The organism is Pseudoalteromonas sp. SCSIO 43210, from assembly GCF_054133285.1.
Map to the genome: position 1 here is coordinate 2,480,325 of NZ_CP087225.1, position 18,397 is coordinate 2,498,721.

Annotated in this window: 18 protein-coding genes; 5 read left to right on the forward strand and 13 right to left on the reverse strand. The window is 37.8% G+C overall.

From position 1 onward, the window contains the following. Positions 1-30: 30 nt before the first annotated feature. The 5 genes from LOS73_RS10635 to LOS73_RS10655 form a co-directional block, all read right to left on the reverse strand. Complete coding sequence (locus tag LOS73_RS10635) at positions 31-924, reverse strand: carbon-nitrogen hydrolase (RefSeq protein WP_337120526.1); 894 nt, start codon at positions 922-924, stop codon at positions 31-33. Then, positions 921-1,976 (reverse strand): agmatine deiminase family protein, encoded by a 1,056-nt coding sequence (locus tag LOS73_RS10640; RefSeq protein ID WP_002961505.1) that lies wholly within the window; start codon positions 1,974-1,976, stop codon positions 921-923. Before LOS73_RS10640 ends, LOS73_RS10635 begins: the two co-directional genes overlap by 4 nt. A gap of 57 nt (positions 1,977-2,033) precedes the next feature. Beyond that, the gene (locus LOS73_RS10645) at positions 2,034-2,642 is read right to left on the reverse strand and encodes a PilZ domain-containing protein (protein WP_149606366.1); all 609 of its coding nucleotides are present in this window, start codon (positions 2,640-2,642) and stop codon (positions 2,034-2,036) included. A 224-nt stretch (positions 2,643-2,866) separates the two neighbouring features. Next, positions 2,867-3,634, reverse strand: coding sequence for a haloacid dehalogenase type II (locus LOS73_RS10650; RefSeq protein WP_096793338.1), 768 nt, complete (start codon positions 3,632-3,634; stop codon positions 2,867-2,869). After that, positions 3,634-4,284, reverse strand: a complete 651-nt coding sequence (locus LOS73_RS10655) for a peroxiredoxin-like family protein (RefSeq protein WP_457933611.1) — start codon at positions 4,282-4,284, stop codon at positions 3,634-3,636. The genes LOS73_RS10650 and LOS73_RS10655 overlap by 1 nt, the downstream gene beginning before the upstream one ends. A gap of 121 nt (positions 4,285-4,405) precedes the next feature. Between LOS73_RS10655 and LOS73_RS10660 the strand changes: the two genes are divergently transcribed. Then, positions 4,406-5,293: a LysR family transcriptional regulator gene (locus tag LOS73_RS10660; protein ID WP_457934958.1), complete on the forward strand. Its 888-nt coding sequence runs from the start codon at positions 4,406-4,408 to the stop codon at positions 5,291-5,293. Here LOS73_RS10660 and LOS73_RS10665 read toward each other — a convergent pair. Further along, positions 5,273-5,788 carry a DUF2937 family protein gene (locus tag LOS73_RS10665; RefSeq protein ID WP_007375286.1) on the reverse strand — a complete coding sequence of 172 codons (516 nt, stop codon included), beginning with the start codon at positions 5,786-5,788 and terminating at the stop codon, positions 5,273-5,275. The genes LOS73_RS10660 and LOS73_RS10665 overlap by 21 nt on opposite strands. A 118-nt stretch (positions 5,789-5,906) precedes the next feature. On the opposite strand from LOS73_RS10665, the gene LOS73_RS10670 reads away from it, so the two are divergent. From LOS73_RS10670 to LOS73_RS10680, 3 genes are read left to right on the forward strand one after another with little or no spacing between them, the layout of a single operon-like run. Continuing rightward, on the forward strand, positions 5,907-6,479 hold the full coding sequence (locus tag LOS73_RS10670) for a sigma-70 family RNA polymerase sigma factor (protein WP_007375285.1): 573 nt from the start codon (positions 5,907-5,909) through the stop codon (positions 6,477-6,479). Further along, entirely contained in the window at positions 6,476-7,552 is a 1,077-nt protein-coding gene (locus tag LOS73_RS10675) for a FecR family protein (RefSeq protein ID WP_007375284.1), read from the forward strand. Before LOS73_RS10670 ends, LOS73_RS10675 begins: the two co-directional genes overlap by 4 nt. A gap of 9 nt (positions 7,553-7,561) precedes the next feature. Continuing rightward, positions 7,562-10,597: a TonB-dependent receptor plug domain-containing protein gene (locus LOS73_RS10680; protein ID WP_457933612.1), complete on the forward strand. Its 3,036-nt coding sequence runs from the start codon at positions 7,562-7,564 to the stop codon at positions 10,595-10,597. A gap of 401 nt (positions 10,598-10,998) precedes the next feature. Here the strand turns inward: LOS73_RS10680 and LOS73_RS10685 are convergent, their stop codons facing one another. The 7 genes from LOS73_RS10685 to LOS73_RS10715 all read right to left on the reverse strand — a co-directional run bounded on the left by LOS73_RS10685 (position 10,999) and on the right by LOS73_RS10715 (position 17,317). Continuing rightward, the gene (locus LOS73_RS10685) at positions 10,999-11,394 is read right to left on the reverse strand and encodes an ExbD/TolR family protein (RefSeq protein WP_007375282.1); all 396 of its coding nucleotides are present in this window, start codon (positions 11,392-11,394) and stop codon (positions 10,999-11,001) included. Between the two features lie 223 nt (positions 11,395-11,617). Next, positions 11,618-12,061, reverse strand: coding sequence for a ferritin-like domain-containing protein (locus LOS73_RS10690; protein ID WP_007375281.1), 444 nt, complete (start codon positions 12,059-12,061; stop codon positions 11,618-11,620). A gap of 175 nt (positions 12,062-12,236) precedes the next feature. Then, positions 12,237-13,175, reverse strand: a complete 939-nt coding sequence (locus tag LOS73_RS10695) for a LysR family transcriptional regulator (protein WP_007375280.1) — start codon at positions 13,173-13,175, stop codon at positions 12,237-12,239. Positions 13,176-13,192: 17 nt separating this feature from the next. Beyond that, complete coding sequence (gene aceK / locus LOS73_RS10700; protein ID WP_008139195.1) at positions 13,193-14,911, reverse strand: bifunctional isocitrate dehydrogenase kinase/phosphatase; 1,719 nt, start codon at positions 14,909-14,911, stop codon at positions 13,193-13,195. Positions 14,912-15,023: 112 nt separating this feature from the next. Further along, complete coding sequence (locus LOS73_RS10705) at positions 15,024-15,500, reverse strand: DUF4124 domain-containing protein (protein ID WP_457933613.1); 477 nt, start codon at positions 15,498-15,500, stop codon at positions 15,024-15,026. A gap of 102 nt (positions 15,501-15,602) precedes the next feature. Further along, a complete protein-coding gene (locus LOS73_RS10710; RefSeq protein WP_457933614.1) occupies positions 15,603-17,099 on the reverse strand; it encodes a DUF3413 domain-containing protein in 1,497 nt (498 codons plus the stop codon). 5 nt (positions 17,100-17,104) lie between these two features. Continuing rightward, positions 17,105-17,317, reverse strand: a complete 213-nt coding sequence (locus LOS73_RS10715) for a YejL family protein (protein ID WP_007375276.1) — start codon at positions 17,315-17,317, stop codon at positions 17,105-17,107. A gap of 62 nt (positions 17,318-17,379) precedes the next feature. Between LOS73_RS10715 and yejK the strand changes: the two genes are divergently transcribed. After that, positions 17,380-18,396 carry a nucleoid-associated protein YejK gene (yejK, locus tag LOS73_RS10720; RefSeq protein ID WP_007375275.1) on the forward strand — a complete coding sequence of 339 codons (1,017 nt, stop codon included), beginning with the start codon at positions 17,380-17,382 and terminating at the stop codon, positions 18,394-18,396. The last annotated feature ends 1 nt before the right edge of the window (position 18,397 follow it).

An 18,397-nucleotide genomic window follows, 5' to 3' on the forward strand; every position in this document is an offset into this window, starting at 1 on the left:
CAAGTAAGAGCCATCTTGAGTTAAGTTTACTTAGTCTCGGTATATTTTTGTTAGGTCTTTATAGTGATCAATTCGTCTATCACGTAAGAAAGGCCAGATACGTCTTACGTTTTCTGAGCGTTTTTGATCAATTTCTACTACTAAAATTTGCTCATCAGTATTATTCGCCTCTGCTAATAGTTCACCTTGTGGGCCTGCAATGAACGAATTTCCCCAAAACGAAATACCATCGCTTTGTCCGCTTGGGTCACTTTCATGGCCTACGCGATTACAACTAATTACCGGTACACCATTGGCAACAGCATGAGCACGCTGGCTAATAACCCACGCATCTTTTTGACGAGTTTGCTCAGCAATGTCGTCGTTAGGATCCCAACCGATAGCGGTTGGGTAAATTAATATCTCAGCGCCTGCCATTGCCATTAAACGTGCAGCTTCAGGAAACCATTGATCCCAACATACTAGCACGCCTAATTTACCCACCGAGGTTTGAATAGGCTCAAAACCGATATCACCTGGGGTAAAGTAAAATTTTTCGTAAAAACCTGGGTCATCAGGAATATGCATTTTACGGTATTTACCCGCAATGCTGCCGTCTTGCTCTAATACAACCGCAGTATTGTGATAAAGGCCCGTAGCGCGTTTTTCAAATAAAGAGGCCACAATAACAATGCTTAGCTCTTTAGCAAGCTCACCTAAGGCATTACTGCTAGGGCCTGGAATGGTTTCGGCTAAATCAAATACGTCAACATTTTCGGTTTGGCAAAAATAGAGGCTTCGGTGTAGCTCTTGAAGTACAACCAGTTTTGCACCTTTTTGAGCTGCTTCACGAATGGCACTCATTGATTTTGCCATATTGTCCTGAGCGTTATCGGTATTGCTTTGTTGCACTAACGCAACGGTTAATTTTGCAGGGCTTGTCATTGTGCTGCTCCAGCTAAAAATCCACGAGGTAATTGCATTGTAATACAGTGCAGGCTGCCAAATTGTTCAATTATTGGTTGGCAATTAACGCCAATAATAGTGTGTTGTGGGTATGCTTTTTGAACTTGCGCAAGAGCACGCTCATCATTGGCATCATTATACGTTGGCACAAGCACAGCATTATTAATAATCAAGTAGTTAGCGTAGGTAGCCGGTAAGCGTGTTTGCTCATCGTCATAAGCGGCTTTTGGCCACGGTAACTCAATTAAGTTATATGGGGTGTTATCGGCAGTTTTAAAGGTTTTTAGTTGTTTTTCCATCGCATCAAGTGCGCTAAAGTGCTCATCAGTTTTATCGTCACACTGCACATATACAAGGGTATTATTTGGTGCAAAACGCACTAAAGTATCAATGTGGCTGTCGGTGTCATCGCCCGCTAAATAGCCATGTTCAACCCATAAAAAACTGGTCGCGCCTAAGTGCTCTTTTAAAAGTGCTTCAATATCATTTGGGTTTAAATCAGGGTTACGGTTTTTATTAAGCAAACACTCACTGGTTGTTAGCAACACACCGTGCTCGTTTATTTCAATACCGCCACCTTCAAGTACCATATCGAGCGCTTGATATTGGTTGTTTGTGCTACTTAGCTCTTTTACCAAAGTACGATTAATTTGATTGTCCAATGCGCTTTCAAATTTATTGCCCCAACCATTAAAAGTAAAATCATATACTTTTAATTGCTCTGGTGAATCAATAGCGGCGCAAGTAAGCGGACCATGATCGCGCGCCCATGTATCGTTAGTAGGCGTTACTACAAAATGAACACGATTAAGAGAGACGTTAGCACTATTTAGTAAAGCTGTAATATGCACTTTTAAGGCACTGTTATGCGCCACAATAACAAGCTGTTGCTGCGTTGTTATGTGTTTAGCAAGCTCAATATATACAGGTTCTACACGTGCTAAGTTGTCGGCCCAATCGGTGTCTTTATGAGGCCACGTAAGCATAACGGCGTCTTGCTCGGCCCATTCTGGTAAAAGTCTAAAGTTCATGAATTTTATATACTAATTAAGATGACGCTAGTTTAGCATTTTACATAAAGATGTCAGCTAATTATCACTGTTTAGGTCGCCTTGGTTTGGTTCAAGTTCTTGACGTTTTTTAAGTTGGCGGGTTTGAGCATGTAAACTCGCTCTAACAATAAGTTCTTGGTCGGTGGTTCTAATTGCGGTAAAAAGCAGGGTGTATTGGTAATGTTCACTATCTTGTTTCTCTACTGCCACAACTTCAGTATAACAGTACACAGCAGATGCTTCGTGATGTAAAAACAGTTTTGTTCTAAATGCTTGGCCAATTGAGTGTACTTCTGGTGATGTAAAGCGAATACCGCCACCGCCATAGCTGTCACATTGGATTGCGTTATCTTGGGCTTGTTCTGAGGCCAAGATATGGCTCATTATTAAATCTATTTTACGTGACTGCGCTTGTAAAAAAGCGGCTAACTCTTGCGCTATATCGCCTAAGTTACGCAGAGGACGCAAAGAACTTTGTTCGAGTTCACTGACTTCGTTGGCTAATTTAAATAATGGAGGAATATCGTCTTCAAGCTCAAGTTGTGACTTAGGGACTTGCTTATTTGTCACAGCTAATAAATTCACTCTAATACTTTCATCAATTTGAAAGTATTGCTCAAACTCACCTAATCTTTGACTTTTCATTACACTCTCCACCACGTATTTAGTTAATAGTAGCGTTGTGAGTACTAAATTGCTAGCAGATAAAATAACGCATAGCGGGCTAAATACTTTGTTTACATTCAATTTTTTAACATGCTGATTATGAGAATAAATACCGTAAAGTTCAACACGCTCTAGGAGTTATAAAAAAGCGGCCAATGTCATCCTAACATTGGCCGCTTGGGTATTGATTCATCAGCGCATACTTATTTAAGTAGAGCGGCTAATTCATGTAAATCTTTCACAACGTGATCTGGTTTTTTAGCTAATGGATAAAGTGCTTTACCCGGGCGTGCTATAAAAGTGGTTTGTAAGCCAGCTTCTTTAGCACCAGCAACATCCCAGCCATGGGCTGCTACCATCATTGCTTCATTTGGATCTACATTTAACTTTTTAAGTACCCACTCATAAGCACGTAAGTCTGGTTTGTAAATTTTAATATCTTCAATGCTGTAACGTGCATCAAAGTAAGATATTAAACCAGCGCTTTCAAACTGTGCCTTTACACCTTTGTTTGAAGAATTTGTAAGGCTCACTAATTTATAGCCCTGTGCTTTGAGTTTCGCCAGTCCTTCTTTAACATCGCTGTGTGGAGGAAGCGTTAAAAGAGGTGTAACAATAGCTGTTTTAGCTTGTTCACTAGTAATATCAATATTGTTGTTTTGAGCGACCATGAGGAGTGACGCCACCCCAATTTGCCCAAAGTCATGATAACTACCGCTTACTGTATCTACTAATGAATGGTGCAGCATAGTTGAAAACCACAGTGGTAATAAATCTTCACGTCCGCCTAATGCTTTACCAATAGAGGTGCGCATTGACGTTAAATCAAGTAGGGTTTCGTTTACATCAAAAATAAGCACTTTAGGTTTTGCTTGTTCTTTTGGTTCATCAGCTACGGCGTAACCAGATACAAGGCTTGTGCCCACAAGTAGTGAAAGAGTGAGTGTTTTTAACGATTTTAAAATAGACATTAATTATTCTCCGATTCAAGTGCTGCCATAACATCAATAGGTTCTGCGCGTAGGGTGTAATCTTCGCTTAAAAATGCGTATGTAATAACACCTTCTTGGTTTATTACATAGGTAGCCGGTAGCGGCAATTTAAAGCTTTTATCGCCGTAGTAGTGTTCAAAATCAATACCAAATTGTGTATATAACGCTTGGATACGCTCATCAAGTGTAAATAATAAACCAAATTGCTCAGCTACTTTATTGCTCACATCGCAAAGCACGTCAAATTCAAGGTTGTTTTTTTGTGCAGTTGAGAGAGTCTCATTAGGTAGTTGTGGTGATATTGCGACTAACTGAGCACTTTGAGTTTTAAATTGTGGTAAGTAGTCGTTAAGTGCTTTTAGCTCTAAATTACAATATGGGCACCAGCCACCACGATAAAAGCTAATAATTACTGGGCCTTTTTTTAATAAATCCGCAAGCTCAACGTTTTCGCCTTTATGATTGGCTAGGCTAAAATTTTCTACTTTTTGATCAATTTGCAACGCATTGTCTTTAATATGCTGTGCAATAAGCTCTTCGTTTGTAGTGTTCATTAATGCTAAAACGTCAGCTGGTAACTTGGCCTCTTTTTGTACGTTATAGGCATCTATTTGCGCTTTTAAACTCATGATTGAACCTCAATAATTAAACTATCTACAATTATAGTGTTCCAGTTATTTAAATAAACATTGCAAAACTAAAAGCTTCATTCGAAAATGTTAAACATTGAAAATAGAGATTGGCAAGTTTGTGTATAATTTGAGCGACCTAGAAACATTTATAGCTGTAGTTGAAAATAAGGGAGTACTTGCTGCTGCCCGCGAGCAGCGTTTATCGCCAGCAACAGTGAGCCATCGCTTAAGTAAACTAGAACGAGAGCTTGCTACAGTGCTTGTTTTTAGAGATAGCAGACGAGTACGGTTATCTCCCGCTGGAGAAATATTTTACACCCGAGTTGGCGCCATAATAGAAGCTTTACGCGATGCTGAGCATAGTATTGGTGCGCGTAGCTCATCGGTAAGTGGCTTACTAAGAGTGACAATGCCCCCATGGGTTTTTTCAAAATACGTAATGCCTAAACTCAATGAGTTTGAGCAAGCTTACCCTGAACTAAAGCTTGATTTTTTAATAACGGATCATTTTGTAAATGTGGTTGATGACGCTCAAGATGTTGCAATTAGGGTGGGAAAATTAAATGACTCAGGATTACTTTCTCGTAAAATCGTAAACAATAGTCGCATACTGTGTGCAGCCCCTAGCTATATAGGAAAGTACGGCATGCCTGAAAATTTAACGCAATTGAGTGAACATTATTGGGTTTGCCTGCCGTGGCAACGCCAGTTAAAGCTTTTTGACGAACACAAAAAAATCCATACCTTTAATGCTAAAACACGTTTTACTATTTCAAACTCCGATAATATGACACAAGCTGCTATTGCAGGTCATGGTATCGCTATTAAGTCAAAAATAGCGATTAATGAAGATCTTAAAAACGGTATTTTGGTTGAAGTAATGCCAGGTGTAATGGCACAAGATGATGCACCGGTTTGGTTTTTACGTCCGCAAAATAGTTTAACAACCCGTAAAACCGATGTATTTTATGATTTTATGAAATCACTATTTTTGAGCTGCGAATAAGCGTTTAAATGAGCGTTTTACTCCAGTTAAAAACAAATAACCAGTAAGCTCTGCAAGCAAGGCTACTATTATGGCTGCAACAATGGCGGCTATAATAGAGTCTTTTTTTAAAATGATTTGACCTTCAAAGCGTTGCCATACTTGTTGCTTTATATCGCTCATGCCACTGATCATAGTAAATATATACGGAGATTTCTCAAACCTATTTACGGCTATCTGTAAATCTTGCTGTCGTTCGTAAAGAGTACTGATATTACTTGCCCCTTTGTTCACAATTTCATCATCAATATTTTGATAGTGTTTTATTAGCTTATTTAAATCATTATTGAAATACTTAGTTGCGTCGCTTTTAAAAGGCGCAACGGCATTATTAGCTTCAATTAATTGGGCTGATAGTGCTTGGCCAAAGTCACTTACAAATGCAGGAATTTGCACACCTAAAAGTAAACCACACGCAAAAAAACTTAATCGTATATAGTCTAAAAGTTTACTCATAAACTTTCCTTTTTAAAAACAATACATATAAATAACCCAAAGTTAACATTTTGCTTGTTTTTATGCTCAAAACTCGTAATCTAAAGGTAATAAAAATAACAACAGGTGCTAGTTAAGGATGACGAAAAAAATAACGTTTACGTCAACATTTGTTGATATTTCAAGTCAACTTAAGCGCTTTGTCTCTCGAATAGTTCAGCCCGATGACGTAGAAGACATTGTGCAAGAAACATTTATAAAAAGCTATGAAGCTGACTTAAAGCAAGATATTCAATTTACTCGCAGTTATATGCTTAAAACAGCAAAGCATTTAGCACTTAATCATATTGCTAAATGGGATAATAAATTTAACGAATCCCTTGAGCAAGACAGTGAGTTGCCTGTATTACTTAAATCAATGCAGCTAGAAGATGAATACACATCTAAAGAGCGCTTTTTACTTTTTTGTAAAGCCACAGAGCAATTAAGTGTATCAATTCGTAAATGTTTTATATTAAAAAAAGTATACGGCATGAGCCAAAAAGAGATAGCGAGCGAGATGCAATTAAGTCAAAGTACGGTTGAAAAGCACATTGCCAAAGGATTACTACAGACTATGTTGTATATGCGAGAGCATGACAAAACCCACGAACTTCCTGATGCAAGTATTATGTCAGTGCAATCGTTACCCCTAGAGAGGGTTTCAAAATGAGCAACGTACATCAATTTACCTCAAAAGATTTAATTCTCGAAAAAGCCTGTAATTGGATAAGTGCAATAGATCGCGGCTTAAGTGCTGACGAAAAAGAGCAATTTAAATTGTGGATGATGCAAAGCACTGCTCATCAAGATGCTGTATATGAACTTGCTCAGCTTTGGGATGAAATATCTGTTTTAAACGAATTAAGTCATTTATTCCCGCACCGTAGTAGCAAACAGTCTAAAAATAGATGGATGTTTTCTTACTCGATTGCAGCCAGTTTATTTGCAGCATTAATGGTGTGTAGCTATTTACTGATCAATTTAGAAAATGGTTATAACCAAGAACTTGCTAAAGTTAATTATACTAAAATTTATAAAACGAAAGTAGGTGAGCAAGCTACTTATGTTTTACCCGATGGAACGATTGTTCAGTTAAATACCAATAGTTTACTTGAAGTTGCTTACAGCAAAGGGCGCAGGCAGCTATTACTCAGTCGTGGAGAAGGGCGATTTAATGTGGCTAAAGATACGACGCGTCCGTTCAGTGTTATGGCTGGTGATAAAAGCTTTACCGCGTTAGGCACGGTATTTAATGTGCAACGCAATACTTCATCAGATTTAGAACTTGTGGTTACCGAAGGTAAAGTGATGATTACCGACCCAAGTGTTGCTGTAGATGCTAATGATTTTAAAGCATATCAACTTGCTGATAATAGTACGCAAAAAATTCGCAAAATTAATGCAAATATTGTTACTTCGGGCGAGAAAGCGATTATTGAGCAAAGTATAACAAAGCCGATAACGCAACTTTCTGCGGGCGATGTTCAGCGCGATTTAGCATGGCAAAATGGTATGTTAATTTTCAATGGTGAACAATTAAGCGATGCTTTAAATGAAGTAAGCCGTTATACCGCAACGCGTTTTGAATTGTCGTCAGCTGAACTTGCTAGTATTAAAGTGGCTGGTGTATTTAAAGCCGGCGATGTAGCTGGCTTACTTGAGAGCTTACAAACTAATTTTTCGATTGATCATGAACGCTTAGGCGAGCATGTAGTTAGTCTTAAACGCCATACAGAATCATAAGTAGCAGCTATGCAAATCAAGCTAATGTTAGATAAAGTTGCACCTATAAAGATATCACGTAAAAAAAAGATTAAAAAAAAGAAACAAAACCATAGAGGATTTTTGTTTGTCAGCTGTTTATATAAGTTGCGCAGTAACCATACGTATTTATTGGGTGGTTTAAGTGTGCTTGTCCCCGCTATTTTTAGCATCAGTGTACAAGCCGCGACGCAAACCACTGGGCAAATGGTGCAATTTGATATAAAAGCGCAGCGAGCAGACAAAGCCTTAATTGAATTTGCTAAGCAAACAGAGCAAACCGTGGTGTTTTCTTATGAGTTAGCTAAGCAGTATGATGCAAATTCGGTATATGGATTTTATACCCAACTTGATGCTTTACAGGCATTACTAGGTGGAACTGAGCTCGATGCGGTTGTTGATCAAAATGGATTACTGAGTATAAAATTCAAACAAATCAACAGGAATGATAACAACATGATGAAGCTTTCAGCGGTCAGTGCAGCTATATTACCAGCGTTACTTGCGGCAAATTCGCAAGGTGTGAATGCAGCAGAAGAAGTTGCTCAAGAAAAAATTGAAAAAATTGCTATTGTCGGTAGCCGTGTAGCGGGACGTTCAGTTGAAGATTTACCCGTTCCAGTAGATATTCTAAGTTCAGAAGCGCTTGAAAATACGGGCCAAACAGAAGTTGGCCGTATGTTACAGTCTATTGCCCCTTCATTTAACTTTTCAAGCTCGTCGATTAGTGATGGTACCGATGCATTAAGACCTGCCACGCTTCGTGGTTTAGGTCCAGATCAAACGTTAGTGTTGATCAATGGTAAACGTCGCCACCAAGCAAGTATTATTCATATTAATACATCAGTAGGACGTGGTACTGCGGGTACTGACATGAATGCAATACCTGCGTCAGCTATTAAACGTATTGAAGTTCTGCGTGATGGCGCTGCGGCTCAGTATGGTTCTGATGCAATTGCCGGTGTAATTAATATTGTACTTAAAGATGGTAGTGAAGGCGGTAAAGCGGCTATCAATTATGGTCAATATTCAGAAGGTGATGGCGAAACAGTTAACGTCGATTTTAACAAAGGTTTTGCACTAGGCGATGACGGTTATTTAAATGCAACAATTAACTATCGCGACCGTTCACCTACTAACCGTGCTGGTTTACATGGTTCATGCCAATTTTACGGTTGTACAGAATTAAGTGACGGTACTTTACTGGCTGGCGATCCACGAGAAGTGACCGCAGACAGAGATACATTTAGAATTGGTGATGCCGACTCTCAACAGTTTGGTTTAACAATTAATACAGGTTATGAGTTAGGCGATGGCGAGCTTTATGGCTTTATTACTTATTCAACGCGTGATAACGAATCAGCTGCATTTTTTCGTCACAATGCAAATGCGGGTGGCAACCCAGTACTACAAGATAATGATGCGACGATTCCGCTAGGTTTTTTACCAAAAATCAACACAACGATCGATGATATTTCATATAACTTTGGTTATAAGACACAATTTGATAACGATGCTAGCTTAGACTTATCCTACACTTACGGCGAAAACAGCATTGATTACACGACAAGTGACACAATTAATGCTTCATACGCTAATTTTTTACGTTACGACCAAGGCTTAAGTGCAGCTGATATCCGTACAACTATTCCACGAGATGCATACGCTTATGGCATGGAGCTCTCACTACAAACAATCAATCTTGATTTCACACAAAACTTTGATGATTATTCTTTAGCAATGGGTGCTGAGATTCGTACTGACGAATACCGTATCCTAGAAGGTAATGAATATGCATACCGAGATTATGATACAAACAATGGCGTAAGTATTTACGATGGGTTAAGTGGTGGTGTAGGCAGTGAAGATGCATCTGGTGGCACACAAGGTTTTGGTGGTTCATCTCCAGCATCGTCGGTTGACGAGTCACGCGATGTTATTTCATTTTATATGGATGCAGAAGCCTACTTTATTGAAGATGTTATTATATCTGGCGCACTTCGCTACGATAACTACAAAGGTTTTGGTGATACTGTTAACTTTAAACTAGCGGGTAACTGGTCGGTTACAGATGATATTTCATTACGTGGTGCATTAAGTTCAGGCTTTAGAGCACCATCTATGCAACAACTATACTTTAACAATATTAGTACGCAGTTCGTGACAGGCCCTAATGGTACATTAGTTGCTGAGGAAGTAGGGACATTTAGAAATGACTCAACACTTGCACAAAGTTTAGGTATTCCAAAACTCAAAGAAGAGAAATCTCAAAACCGTAGTTTAGGTATCGTTTACAACGTGACAGATAACATCAACTTAACAGTTGATTACTACTCAATTGATATTGACGACCGTATTGTTATTAGTAACCGTTTGGGTAAAGGGCTTTCTTCAAGCTTAGATGCGGCCTTAGTTAGCTCAGGTGCAGGCGCTGGTCAGTTTTTCTTAAATGGTGCAGATACAGAAACTCGTGGTATCGATTTTGTTGCAACATGGAATACAGAAGGCTTAGGCGGTACGCTTGATTTTACACTTGCGGCTAACTTTACTGAAACTGATGTTGTATCGTTATTTACGCCATCAGGTTCTGGTTTAGAAACTGTGCCGGTTGAAGATGTATTCTCGGAACAAGAGATTTCAATCATCGAAGAGTGGCAACCAGAGGATCGCATTAATTTAAGCGCGCTTTATCAACGTGATGACTGGACGGTTAATTTATCACTGAATCGTTTTGGTGAATACACCGTAGAGGATGGTGATAGCCAAACTTATTCGGCAGAAATCTTAACGGATGTTAAAGTTAATTACTTCGTAACAGAAGATTTATCTGTGAATATTGGTGCTAATAACCTGTTCGACGTTTACCCAGACAAAAACAAAATTGGTAACTCACGTTCAGGCACAATCGTTGATGCTAACGGTAACACTGTAGTAAGCAGCTCCGGTGTATTTGAATACTCTCGCCGTTCAGCTCCATTTGGTTTTAATGGTGCTTATTACTACATAGGCGCAGAATATCGTTTTTAATAAATAACTCTCCTATTGTTATTTAAAGTTGAAGGGCCGCAAGGCCCTTTTTTGTTACTTTAAAGAGTTATCCTATATCTAATAACAACCTGCATAAATCTTTGATCAATTTAACGAATTAAATTGCACTATAACGTCGTTAAAAATTTTTTATTTAGAACAACTAAATACAAAAATTTTTGCCTAGTTCTAGCGTAATTTTCTTAACGTTAAATAGACCCATATATAAGCAGATTGGTATAATACCCATCCGCAATAATACTTGATCAATTTGAGGGCTTAAACCTGTCGCTAACTGTGTTAAAAATTTCTGATATGGAACAACTAAACAACGAAATTTTTACCTGGTTATCGACACGATTTTCTTATCGTTAAATAGACCACATTTAAGCCGCTTAGTATTATTTCGAGATTAAAGAAATGGAGTAGTTTTCATACTCTTTAATATTATTCATCACGTTCATTAGGGTGTTGTGATTACTGTTTTCGTCAGCTTTTATCAATACTGAACTTATTTCATATTTTGCAGCAAACATTGCTAGGTTAGTCGACACTTGCTCTAAGTCAATCAACCTACCTGAGAAATAAACCCCATTACTTTCATCTATACTAAATAAAGCATTTTTAACCGGTTTATCTATTTGAGGGCTATCGAGCGGACGATTTAACTCAATGGCCACAGGTTTAACAAATGAAGTAGTAACAATAAAGAAAATGAGTAGTATAAATACAATGTCTAACATCGGAGTCATATCTACATCAGCATTATTTTGCAGTTGAGCTAGTTTTTTTTTCATATTGGGACCTTATTTATAATTTAAAGCTGCGGCGCCACAGCAAGATTTCAGGATCCTATTAATAAAACTAGCACAGCTAAAATAAAATGTAGTTAATTAAATATTCTAATAATATTAAATATTTGTATAAATTATGTCGTTATATGTAAAATAAAATAAATGAATACTTTAAGACAATAAAAAACCCAGCGCTATGGCTGGGTGCTTGGCGTCAAAATCAAGTTTAATGGTTTTTCATGCGACTCATTTCTGCATGGCAACTCTGCATTGTTAGTAGTGTTTTAGCCAAAGCAGCTTCACAGTCAGCAGGTTGTGGTTTATCCATCGCGGCTTTAATTTCTTCAAGGGTTTTATCCTCAACTTCCTCTAGCTCCTTCACGTAGGTGCTATCGTTGTGTGAGCTAAATGTTGTAAGCAGTCCAGTGTATGCACGGCGTGCTTCAATAGCGAACGAAGAGCCATCTTCGCGTTCACCTTTTTCATTAATAGCATAGGGCTGCAAGCGCTCAACACTCACTTTACGTGCATCGATCATGCGCTGAAAAAGAGCGCCAATTGCAGGGTCTTCAATCTTTTCTAGGGCTTTTTCATAAAAGTCGATGCCACTGTTCATTACTTGAATGATATCTGTAATATGATTTACTTCTGATCCTTGATGGGTGTTCATAATGACCTCTTTAATTAAATGAATATAAACTTCAATCTAATAAAAGCAAAGGTCATTCCATAATGCCTTTCATGTATAAGCATTTGATATTAATTGCTTTGTTATTTATTTTTAAATTACTAGGTTAATTTTTTCTATTAGCCTAGCAATTTTTACAAGGTATTATGTAATAAAGCTACTTTAGTTCCTCGGCAACTTCAGCTACTTTTTGGCGCAACCAAATATGACTCGCATCTCGGTGTAGCAGTGGACTCCAAATCATATCAAGTTCAAAAGGAGGAATAGGAAAAGGAGGTTCTAGTATTTTAAGTCCTGGATCGTCGACATAAATATTAGCGGCTTTAGATGGTAGAGTGGCAATAAGGTTTTTCTCTTTTGCTAAATGAATCGCTACATGGTAATTACGCGTAAATGTAGCGATATTACGGTGTTTACCAAAGTGAGCGAGGGCTTCGTCAACCCACCCTAGCTTTTGCACGTCTTTTGGATCCATTCCTACACCAACACCAAAACCTGTTTTACTTACCCAAATATGGCGTGCTTTTAAATAGCTATCAAGGCTAAAGCTTTCAATTATTGGATTATCGGCTTTTACTAAACAGCAAAAACTGTCTTTCCAAATACGCTTATGATGAAAAGATTGTGGTAAGTTTTCAAAACGATTGATAGCCATATCAACTTTACCATTTTCTACATCATGAAAAGTCACATCACTTGGGGTAAGTATATCTAATGTGGTGTCGGGTGCCTCGTCATGTAATTTACTAAGCAGTTTAGGCGCTAGGGTACTTGCAGCGTAATCGCTGGCCATAATCCTAAACACACGTTTACTTTGGCTTGCCTCAAATTCTCGATTAGGTGCTAGAGTTTCTTCGAGAGTCATTAATATGCCACGTATAACAGGTTGTAACTCCAAAGCACGCTCAGTTGGGACCATACCATCGCTGGTACGAACTAAAATAGGATCGTTAAATAGGTTACGAAGACGTTTAAGGCCATTACTCATTGCAGGTTGTGTAATACTCAACTGGTTTGCAGCGCGTGTTACGTTGCATTCTCGTAGTAGTGTGTCGAGGTAAACCAGTAAATTTAAATCTATTTTACTTATATTCATTGTGTGTCCTTTAGCGCCTACCAATGGTGAATAAAGCGCTGTGCTGTCGGGTATGGGTAAATATGACTCACATGCCCATTTTTTATGTTTTGCTGTGCTTGCTTCCAAAAACTAACATCAACTAATTCGGGATGTGTACTTAATAAAAACTGTTTATAAGTTGGGTTAGGTGTAACAAAAGTACATAACTGCTCCGGGAAAACATCTTGTGGAGCGACAGAGTAACTTTGTTCACTCATTAAATAGTCATCGTAATTTTTAGCTTTAGGTAATTCTCTAAAGTTCATATCTGTAAGGTATTGTACTTCGTCGTAATCATAAAAAATAATACGTTTATGCTTACTTACCCCAAAGTTTTTTAATAGCATATCACCAGGAAATATATTAACGGCAATCATTTCTTTAAGTGCTTGGCCGTACTCCTCTATTGCATCTGCTGCACTTTCGTCATCAGCGTTTTCTAAAAACAGATTTAGTGGTGTCATGCGCCGTTCAATGTAAAGGTGTTTTATAATCAACCAATCGCCTTCAATTATCATAGAGGAGCCAATTGTTTTATGTAATTGCTCAAGCAAATTACTATCAAAACGAGCCAAAGGAAATACGACATTAGAATACTCTATAGTGTCAGCCATACGCCCAACGCGATCGTGACTCTTTACGAGCTGATAGCGCTTTAAAACGGTGTTGCGACCAAATGGTTTGCTTTCACCAAACTTATCTTTAATGACTTTAAATACATAACCAAAAGAGGGGAGGGTAAATACCATCATCACCATGCCCGGTGTACCAGGTGCAATTGTAAACTCATCACTTGAATGCGTTAAATGACTTAAAAACTCGCGGTAAAATTCAGTTTTGCCTTGTTTATGAAAACCGATCGCGTTGTATAGCTCTGCAATTGTTTTGTTTGGCATTAGCTGATTTAAAAACCTTACCAACGCTGAAGGTGCATGAGTTTCCACCATAAAATAAGCACGCGCAAAGCCAAAAATAACACGCATTTGTGATGATTTAGTGAGCAAGGCGTCTAAGTATAAGCCTTTATCTTTATGATGTAGTACTGCAATAATAAAAGGTTGCACACCGCTTTGAGAAACTACACGGCCAACAATATACGCCGCTTTGTTACGATAAAATGCAGTATGTAATATATCAAAGCGCATTTGCCAAGGTTGGTGGTGAGTATCGGGGGCTTGTTTGTAAAATGCTTTAACAAGCAAGCGTATATCTCGTTCTAAATCTACAAACGGGGCTTTAAAATCAAAGTGATTGATAATACGTTTTATCGTAGGCTTTAAACCATCAACTACCGGAAAATAACTTCTATACTCGGATTCAACCGGTACAGATGGCGCGTCTTTTAATGTGGCTTGTACAAATATAAAGTCATTATGAAAGTAACGTCTATGGTAAAGACGGCAAAATACAGAGTTATAAAATGTTTCGGCAAGCTCTGCTTGTGGATGAAAGCATAAAAAGTGTTGATATATTTTTTTTACTGCAAGCCAAAGAGACTCATCAAGGGTATCTGTAGGATGTTCTATTTTTAAAAATTGTGTCGTTTCGTTAACACGATCATCATAATAGCTAATACGTAAGCGGCTTATATCGTTAATTGCTTGCCAATCTTTATTAGCAAAAGCGAGAGGGGCTTTTGCCGTGGTTTTTTGAAATAGCTTATAGTGCTTTTTAAAGCCAGTTAAAATTAGTTCAGCAATACGATGTGGCTGCATAAGCATTCCTTAGTATACGTTAGAGTTTATACTCTATTGTGTTAAGGGTATGTTATTTTAAGTTTAAAACCAAGCTAAATTACGAACACGCTCATAATGCTTTATGAGCGTTTTATTTGTATATTAATATTTTTTTTTCTAGTTCTTTAATTTTTTTAGCAATAGCAGATACTTCTTTTTTATATTCTTTATTAATTCGTTTAATGTTCTTGGTAATATCTTTAGTTATTCTATTTCTCTCATCGTCGGCTAAAATATGGTTAAGGCGCTGTTGTTGCTTGTATTCAGCTCGCTCTTTTTCACGATCGAGTATCGTTAATTTATGGTTGTTGCTGCGAAGTTCAGCTTGTAACCCAGCCAAAAGCCTTTCTCGCTCAAGATCGTTTAGTTGTTTTCTATAATCAACTTTAGGGACATTTTGCAGTATGTTTGTGGTATTTACTTTGTATGTAGTTGCGCGATGATCGCAAGGAAACTGAGAAAAAACAGTCTCTTTTTCTGTCACGCATTTGTAGTAAGTCGTGGCGTTATTATAAAAGCAGATAAAGATGCAAAGTGAATAAAATAAGTAACTAACAAGTTTAATCATAGCAGGGCATCCATGAATTTATTTTGCGTTGCTAAAAACGCAGTTCCAAAATAAAAACTATAACCTAGCTTGACGTTATAGCAAGCTAGGTCAGGATTACAGTTATTGAGTGAAAGTTTTTAACTTCTTAATGCTTTGTACTAAAAATGGAATATCTAAACCTTGCTCAATAGAGAACCCTTCAGCGGCAGAGATGTTTTTAAAATTCCCATCAGAGTCTATTAATGTGATCCTATCTTTTTTGTATGCTATGACTACACCTTGGGAGTAATTAACACCCATATTGTCTTTTTTCTTGTATAAGTTAACACCTAACATTGTTTGTTTGGCAATCGCTTTACAATTTAAGTACTGACCGACACTAGTCGCAATTAAATCACTTGGTTGAATTAAGCCTTCAACTTTTGAGATTCTTTTATCTGAGCTGTATAAGGTTGATGTACTTACCACTTCTTGAGTATCATTTACTAAGCTAAAAGCAAATATTTGCGTTGCGTTATCGCGTGGGGATACAACTTTTGAGCCGCTAATAACTCTAATCGCACTGTTAGTGTGAGCTTGGTCATTAATAAAACTCAGCTCGTCAATACCACTTACTTCAATACTGCGACGTTGGCTCTGCCATGCGGGAAGAGTGTGCTCTTCAATTATCGCAACTTTATAAAAGGCAGGTAAACCGTATACCAAACTAAATAGCATGTCGCTATGATTAGTTGGCTGTAAAAATTGCTCTGTTTTATGTAGACCTTTATTTTCTGAAATAAAGTCGGCTAATTGTTGGTCGGTTTCAAAAACAAAAATGTCGATATTAGCCTGAGTGTAATCTTCACATTTCTCAAGAGGAGTTGGTATTTGGTAGTTAATATTTTGGTTATTAATTTTAACGCTATGAGCTTGTTTATATGTTTCGATATCTAGTAAATCATTTTTAGCTAACAAACTTTTAGCTGTTGTAGGATATGAAAGTGGTAAAACATTATCTTGCTTTGTTACATCAAATTTTAAGTTAGCATCTGCCCAAATATGAATGCTGTGGCTAAGCGCAAAACATATAACTAAAAATGAGCTTGCGTAACGTGCAAATTTAAACTGTTTTAGACGCGCTAAATGCCGCCATGTAAGATTACTGGCAACGAGTTGAAAACCTAAGATTAGCAGAACAATACCGCCGGCAAAAAGAGTTGTTAAAGCAGGCGAACTTGTTAATCGATGCCACAGCAGTGAGATGATTTCAGGCAAAGCGGAAGTGCTTAAATGATAGCCCAAATTAACATACACATAAGCATCAAGAGTAAGCAGTGATGCGCCAAACGTAGCAATTACAGCAGCCATTCCACGAATGTGCCTAGGATAGGGGAAAATCAAACTAAGCGGAAATACCGTCAGCACAAATGCTAAAAAGGCAATAAAACTAGTGTGGCTAAGCCATGTCACTAGCATATAAGTTATGCCCATAAAGCTAGTTGGTGGCGAATCGGCAAATAAATAGCTTAAGCTAATAAATAGCGCTAAGCCGATGTTGGCAAAGGTGAACCAATGCCCCCAGCTTAATAACTGACTCGCTTTTGATGAAAACTGATTGTGCTGCGATAAGTTCATAGAGTTTATTTAACCGACTGTGACAATGCTTTTGCAAAGTTCTCAGTTACGGCTTGTCTTTTCCCTGTTGGTACATGCTCTTTTAAGATATGCGTGATAGAATTTCCTAAACACATAAGGCTTAAATCAACCGGTGCATTATGTTTAGTTAGCACATCAATAAGCTGATCGACGATTTGTTCTACTTCTTCATTAGAGTATTTTGATAAGATTGGCATCAGTTGGTTCAATAAAATAGTTATATTCCCGTATTTTAACACTAGAGGCGTGAAAAACAAAGATGACAACAGACGTTAAAAAATTAGTCGTTCATTATGTAGACAAAAAAGACGACGATACGCAAATTCACCTTCGAAATGATGAAATGATCATCAACGATAAAGTGGCCGTGTTCATTGAGCAGTTACATCATGCGTACAACGGTAAACCTGGTAAAGGTTATTGTGCTTTCAGTGGAGATAAAAACAGTATTGTAGCATCAGCAATGCAAAGTTACCGTAATGATGAGTTGGGCTTTTGGCATATGACAGAGCAAGCTTCAACAGTCTTAAAAGAAGAGCTTGATAAGTATGCTTTTAGTGAAACAGGTTATTTAGTATTTTGTCATTATCAGTATGTTGCTACCGATTACATGCTAATTGCGATGATTAACATCAAAGAGCATTATTCAATGACTTCAGAGCTTGATTTAGCCGCTTCTCGTCATTTAGACATATCACGCATGCAACTTGCTGCTCGTATCGATTTAACAGCGTGGGATACACAAGCTGACGACAACCGTTATATTTCATTTATCAAAGGACGAGCTGGACGTAAAGTTGCTGACTTTTTCTTAGACTTTTTAGGTTGTGAAGAGGGTATTGATTCAAAACAGCAAAGCCAAGTAATGCTTAGCGCAGTAGAGGATTATTTATCAGAGCAACAGTTTGATAAATCAGAAAAAGACGACTTACGTAAACAAGTATTTGATTACTGTAATGATTGCGTAACTACAGGCGAAGATGCCAGCGTAAGCGAGCTTTCAGCAACGCTCACTAAAGGCGATGACAGCCCGTTCGACAGTTTTTGTAAAGAACAAAGCTATGACTTAGAAGAAACCTTCCCTGTAGATAAAAAAACGGTAACCAGTATGGTTAAGTTTTCAGGTCTAGGTGGTGGCGTAAGTGTAAGTTTTGAGCGTAAACATTTAGGTGAGCGCGTTACTTATAATGAAGCGACTGATACCTTAGTGATTAAAGGTATTCCGCCAAATTTAAAAGATCAGTTACAACGTTTTATGGAACAAGAGCAAGAATAAA

Excerpts from the sequence above, each read along its gene's own strand:
- LOS73_RS10635 (WP_337120526.1), bottom strand. The coding sequence starts at position 924 with ATGACAAGCCCTGCAAAATTAACCGTTGCGTTAGTGCAACAAAGCAAT.
- LOS73_RS10640 (WP_002961505.1), bottom strand. The coding sequence starts at position 1,976 with ATGAACTTTAGACTTTTACCAGAATGGGCCGAGCAAGACGCCGTTATG.
- LOS73_RS10645 (WP_149606366.1), bottom strand. The coding sequence starts at position 2,642 with ATGAAAAGTCAAAGATTAGGTGAGTTTGAGCAATACTTTCAAATTGAT.
- LOS73_RS10650 (WP_096793338.1), bottom strand. The coding sequence starts at position 3,634 with ATGTCTATTTTAAAATCGTTAAAAACACTCACTCTTTCACTACTTGTG.
- LOS73_RS10655 (WP_457933611.1), bottom strand. The coding sequence starts at position 4,284 with ATGAGTTTAAAAGCGCAAATAGATGCCTATAACGTACAAAAAGAGGCC.
- LOS73_RS10665 (WP_007375286.1), bottom strand. The coding sequence starts at position 5,788 with ATGAGTAAACTTTTAGACTATATACGATTAAGTTTTTTTGCGTGTGGT.
- LOS73_RS10670 (WP_007375285.1), top strand. The coding sequence starts at position 5,907 with ATGACGAAAAAAATAACGTTTACGTCAACATTTGTTGATATTTCAAGT.
- LOS73_RS10675 (WP_007375284.1), top strand. The coding sequence starts at position 6,476 with ATGAGCAACGTACATCAATTTACCTCAAAAGATTTAATTCTCGAAAAA.
- LOS73_RS10680 (WP_457933612.1), top strand. The coding sequence starts at position 7,562 with ATGCAAATCAAGCTAATGTTAGATAAAGTTGCACCTATAAAGATATCA.
- LOS73_RS10685 (WP_007375282.1), bottom strand. The coding sequence starts at position 11,394 with ATGAAAAAAAAACTAGCTCAACTGCAAAATAATGCTGATGTAGATATG.
- LOS73_RS10690 (WP_007375281.1), bottom strand. The coding sequence starts at position 12,061 with ATGAACACCCATCAAGGATCAGAAGTAAATCATATTACAGATATCATT.
- LOS73_RS10695 (WP_007375280.1), bottom strand. The coding sequence starts at position 13,175 with ATGAATATAAGTAAAATAGATTTAAATTTACTGGTTTACCTCGACACA.
- aceK (WP_008139195.1), bottom strand. The coding sequence starts at position 14,911 with ATGCAGCCACATCGTATTGCTGAACTAATTTTAACTGGCTTTAAAAAG.
- LOS73_RS10705 (WP_457933613.1), bottom strand. The coding sequence starts at position 15,500 with ATGATTAAACTTGTTAGTTACTTATTTTATTCACTTTGCATCTTTATC.
- LOS73_RS10710 (WP_457933614.1), bottom strand. The coding sequence starts at position 17,099 with ATGAACTTATCGCAGCACAATCAGTTTTCATCAAAAGCGAGTCAGTTA.
- LOS73_RS10715 (WP_007375276.1), bottom strand. The coding sequence starts at position 17,317 with ATGCCAATCTTATCAAAATACTCTAATGAAGAAGTAGAACAAATCGTC.
- yejK (WP_007375275.1), top strand. The coding sequence starts at position 17,380 with ATGACAACAGACGTTAAAAAATTAGTCGTTCATTATGTAGACAAAAAA.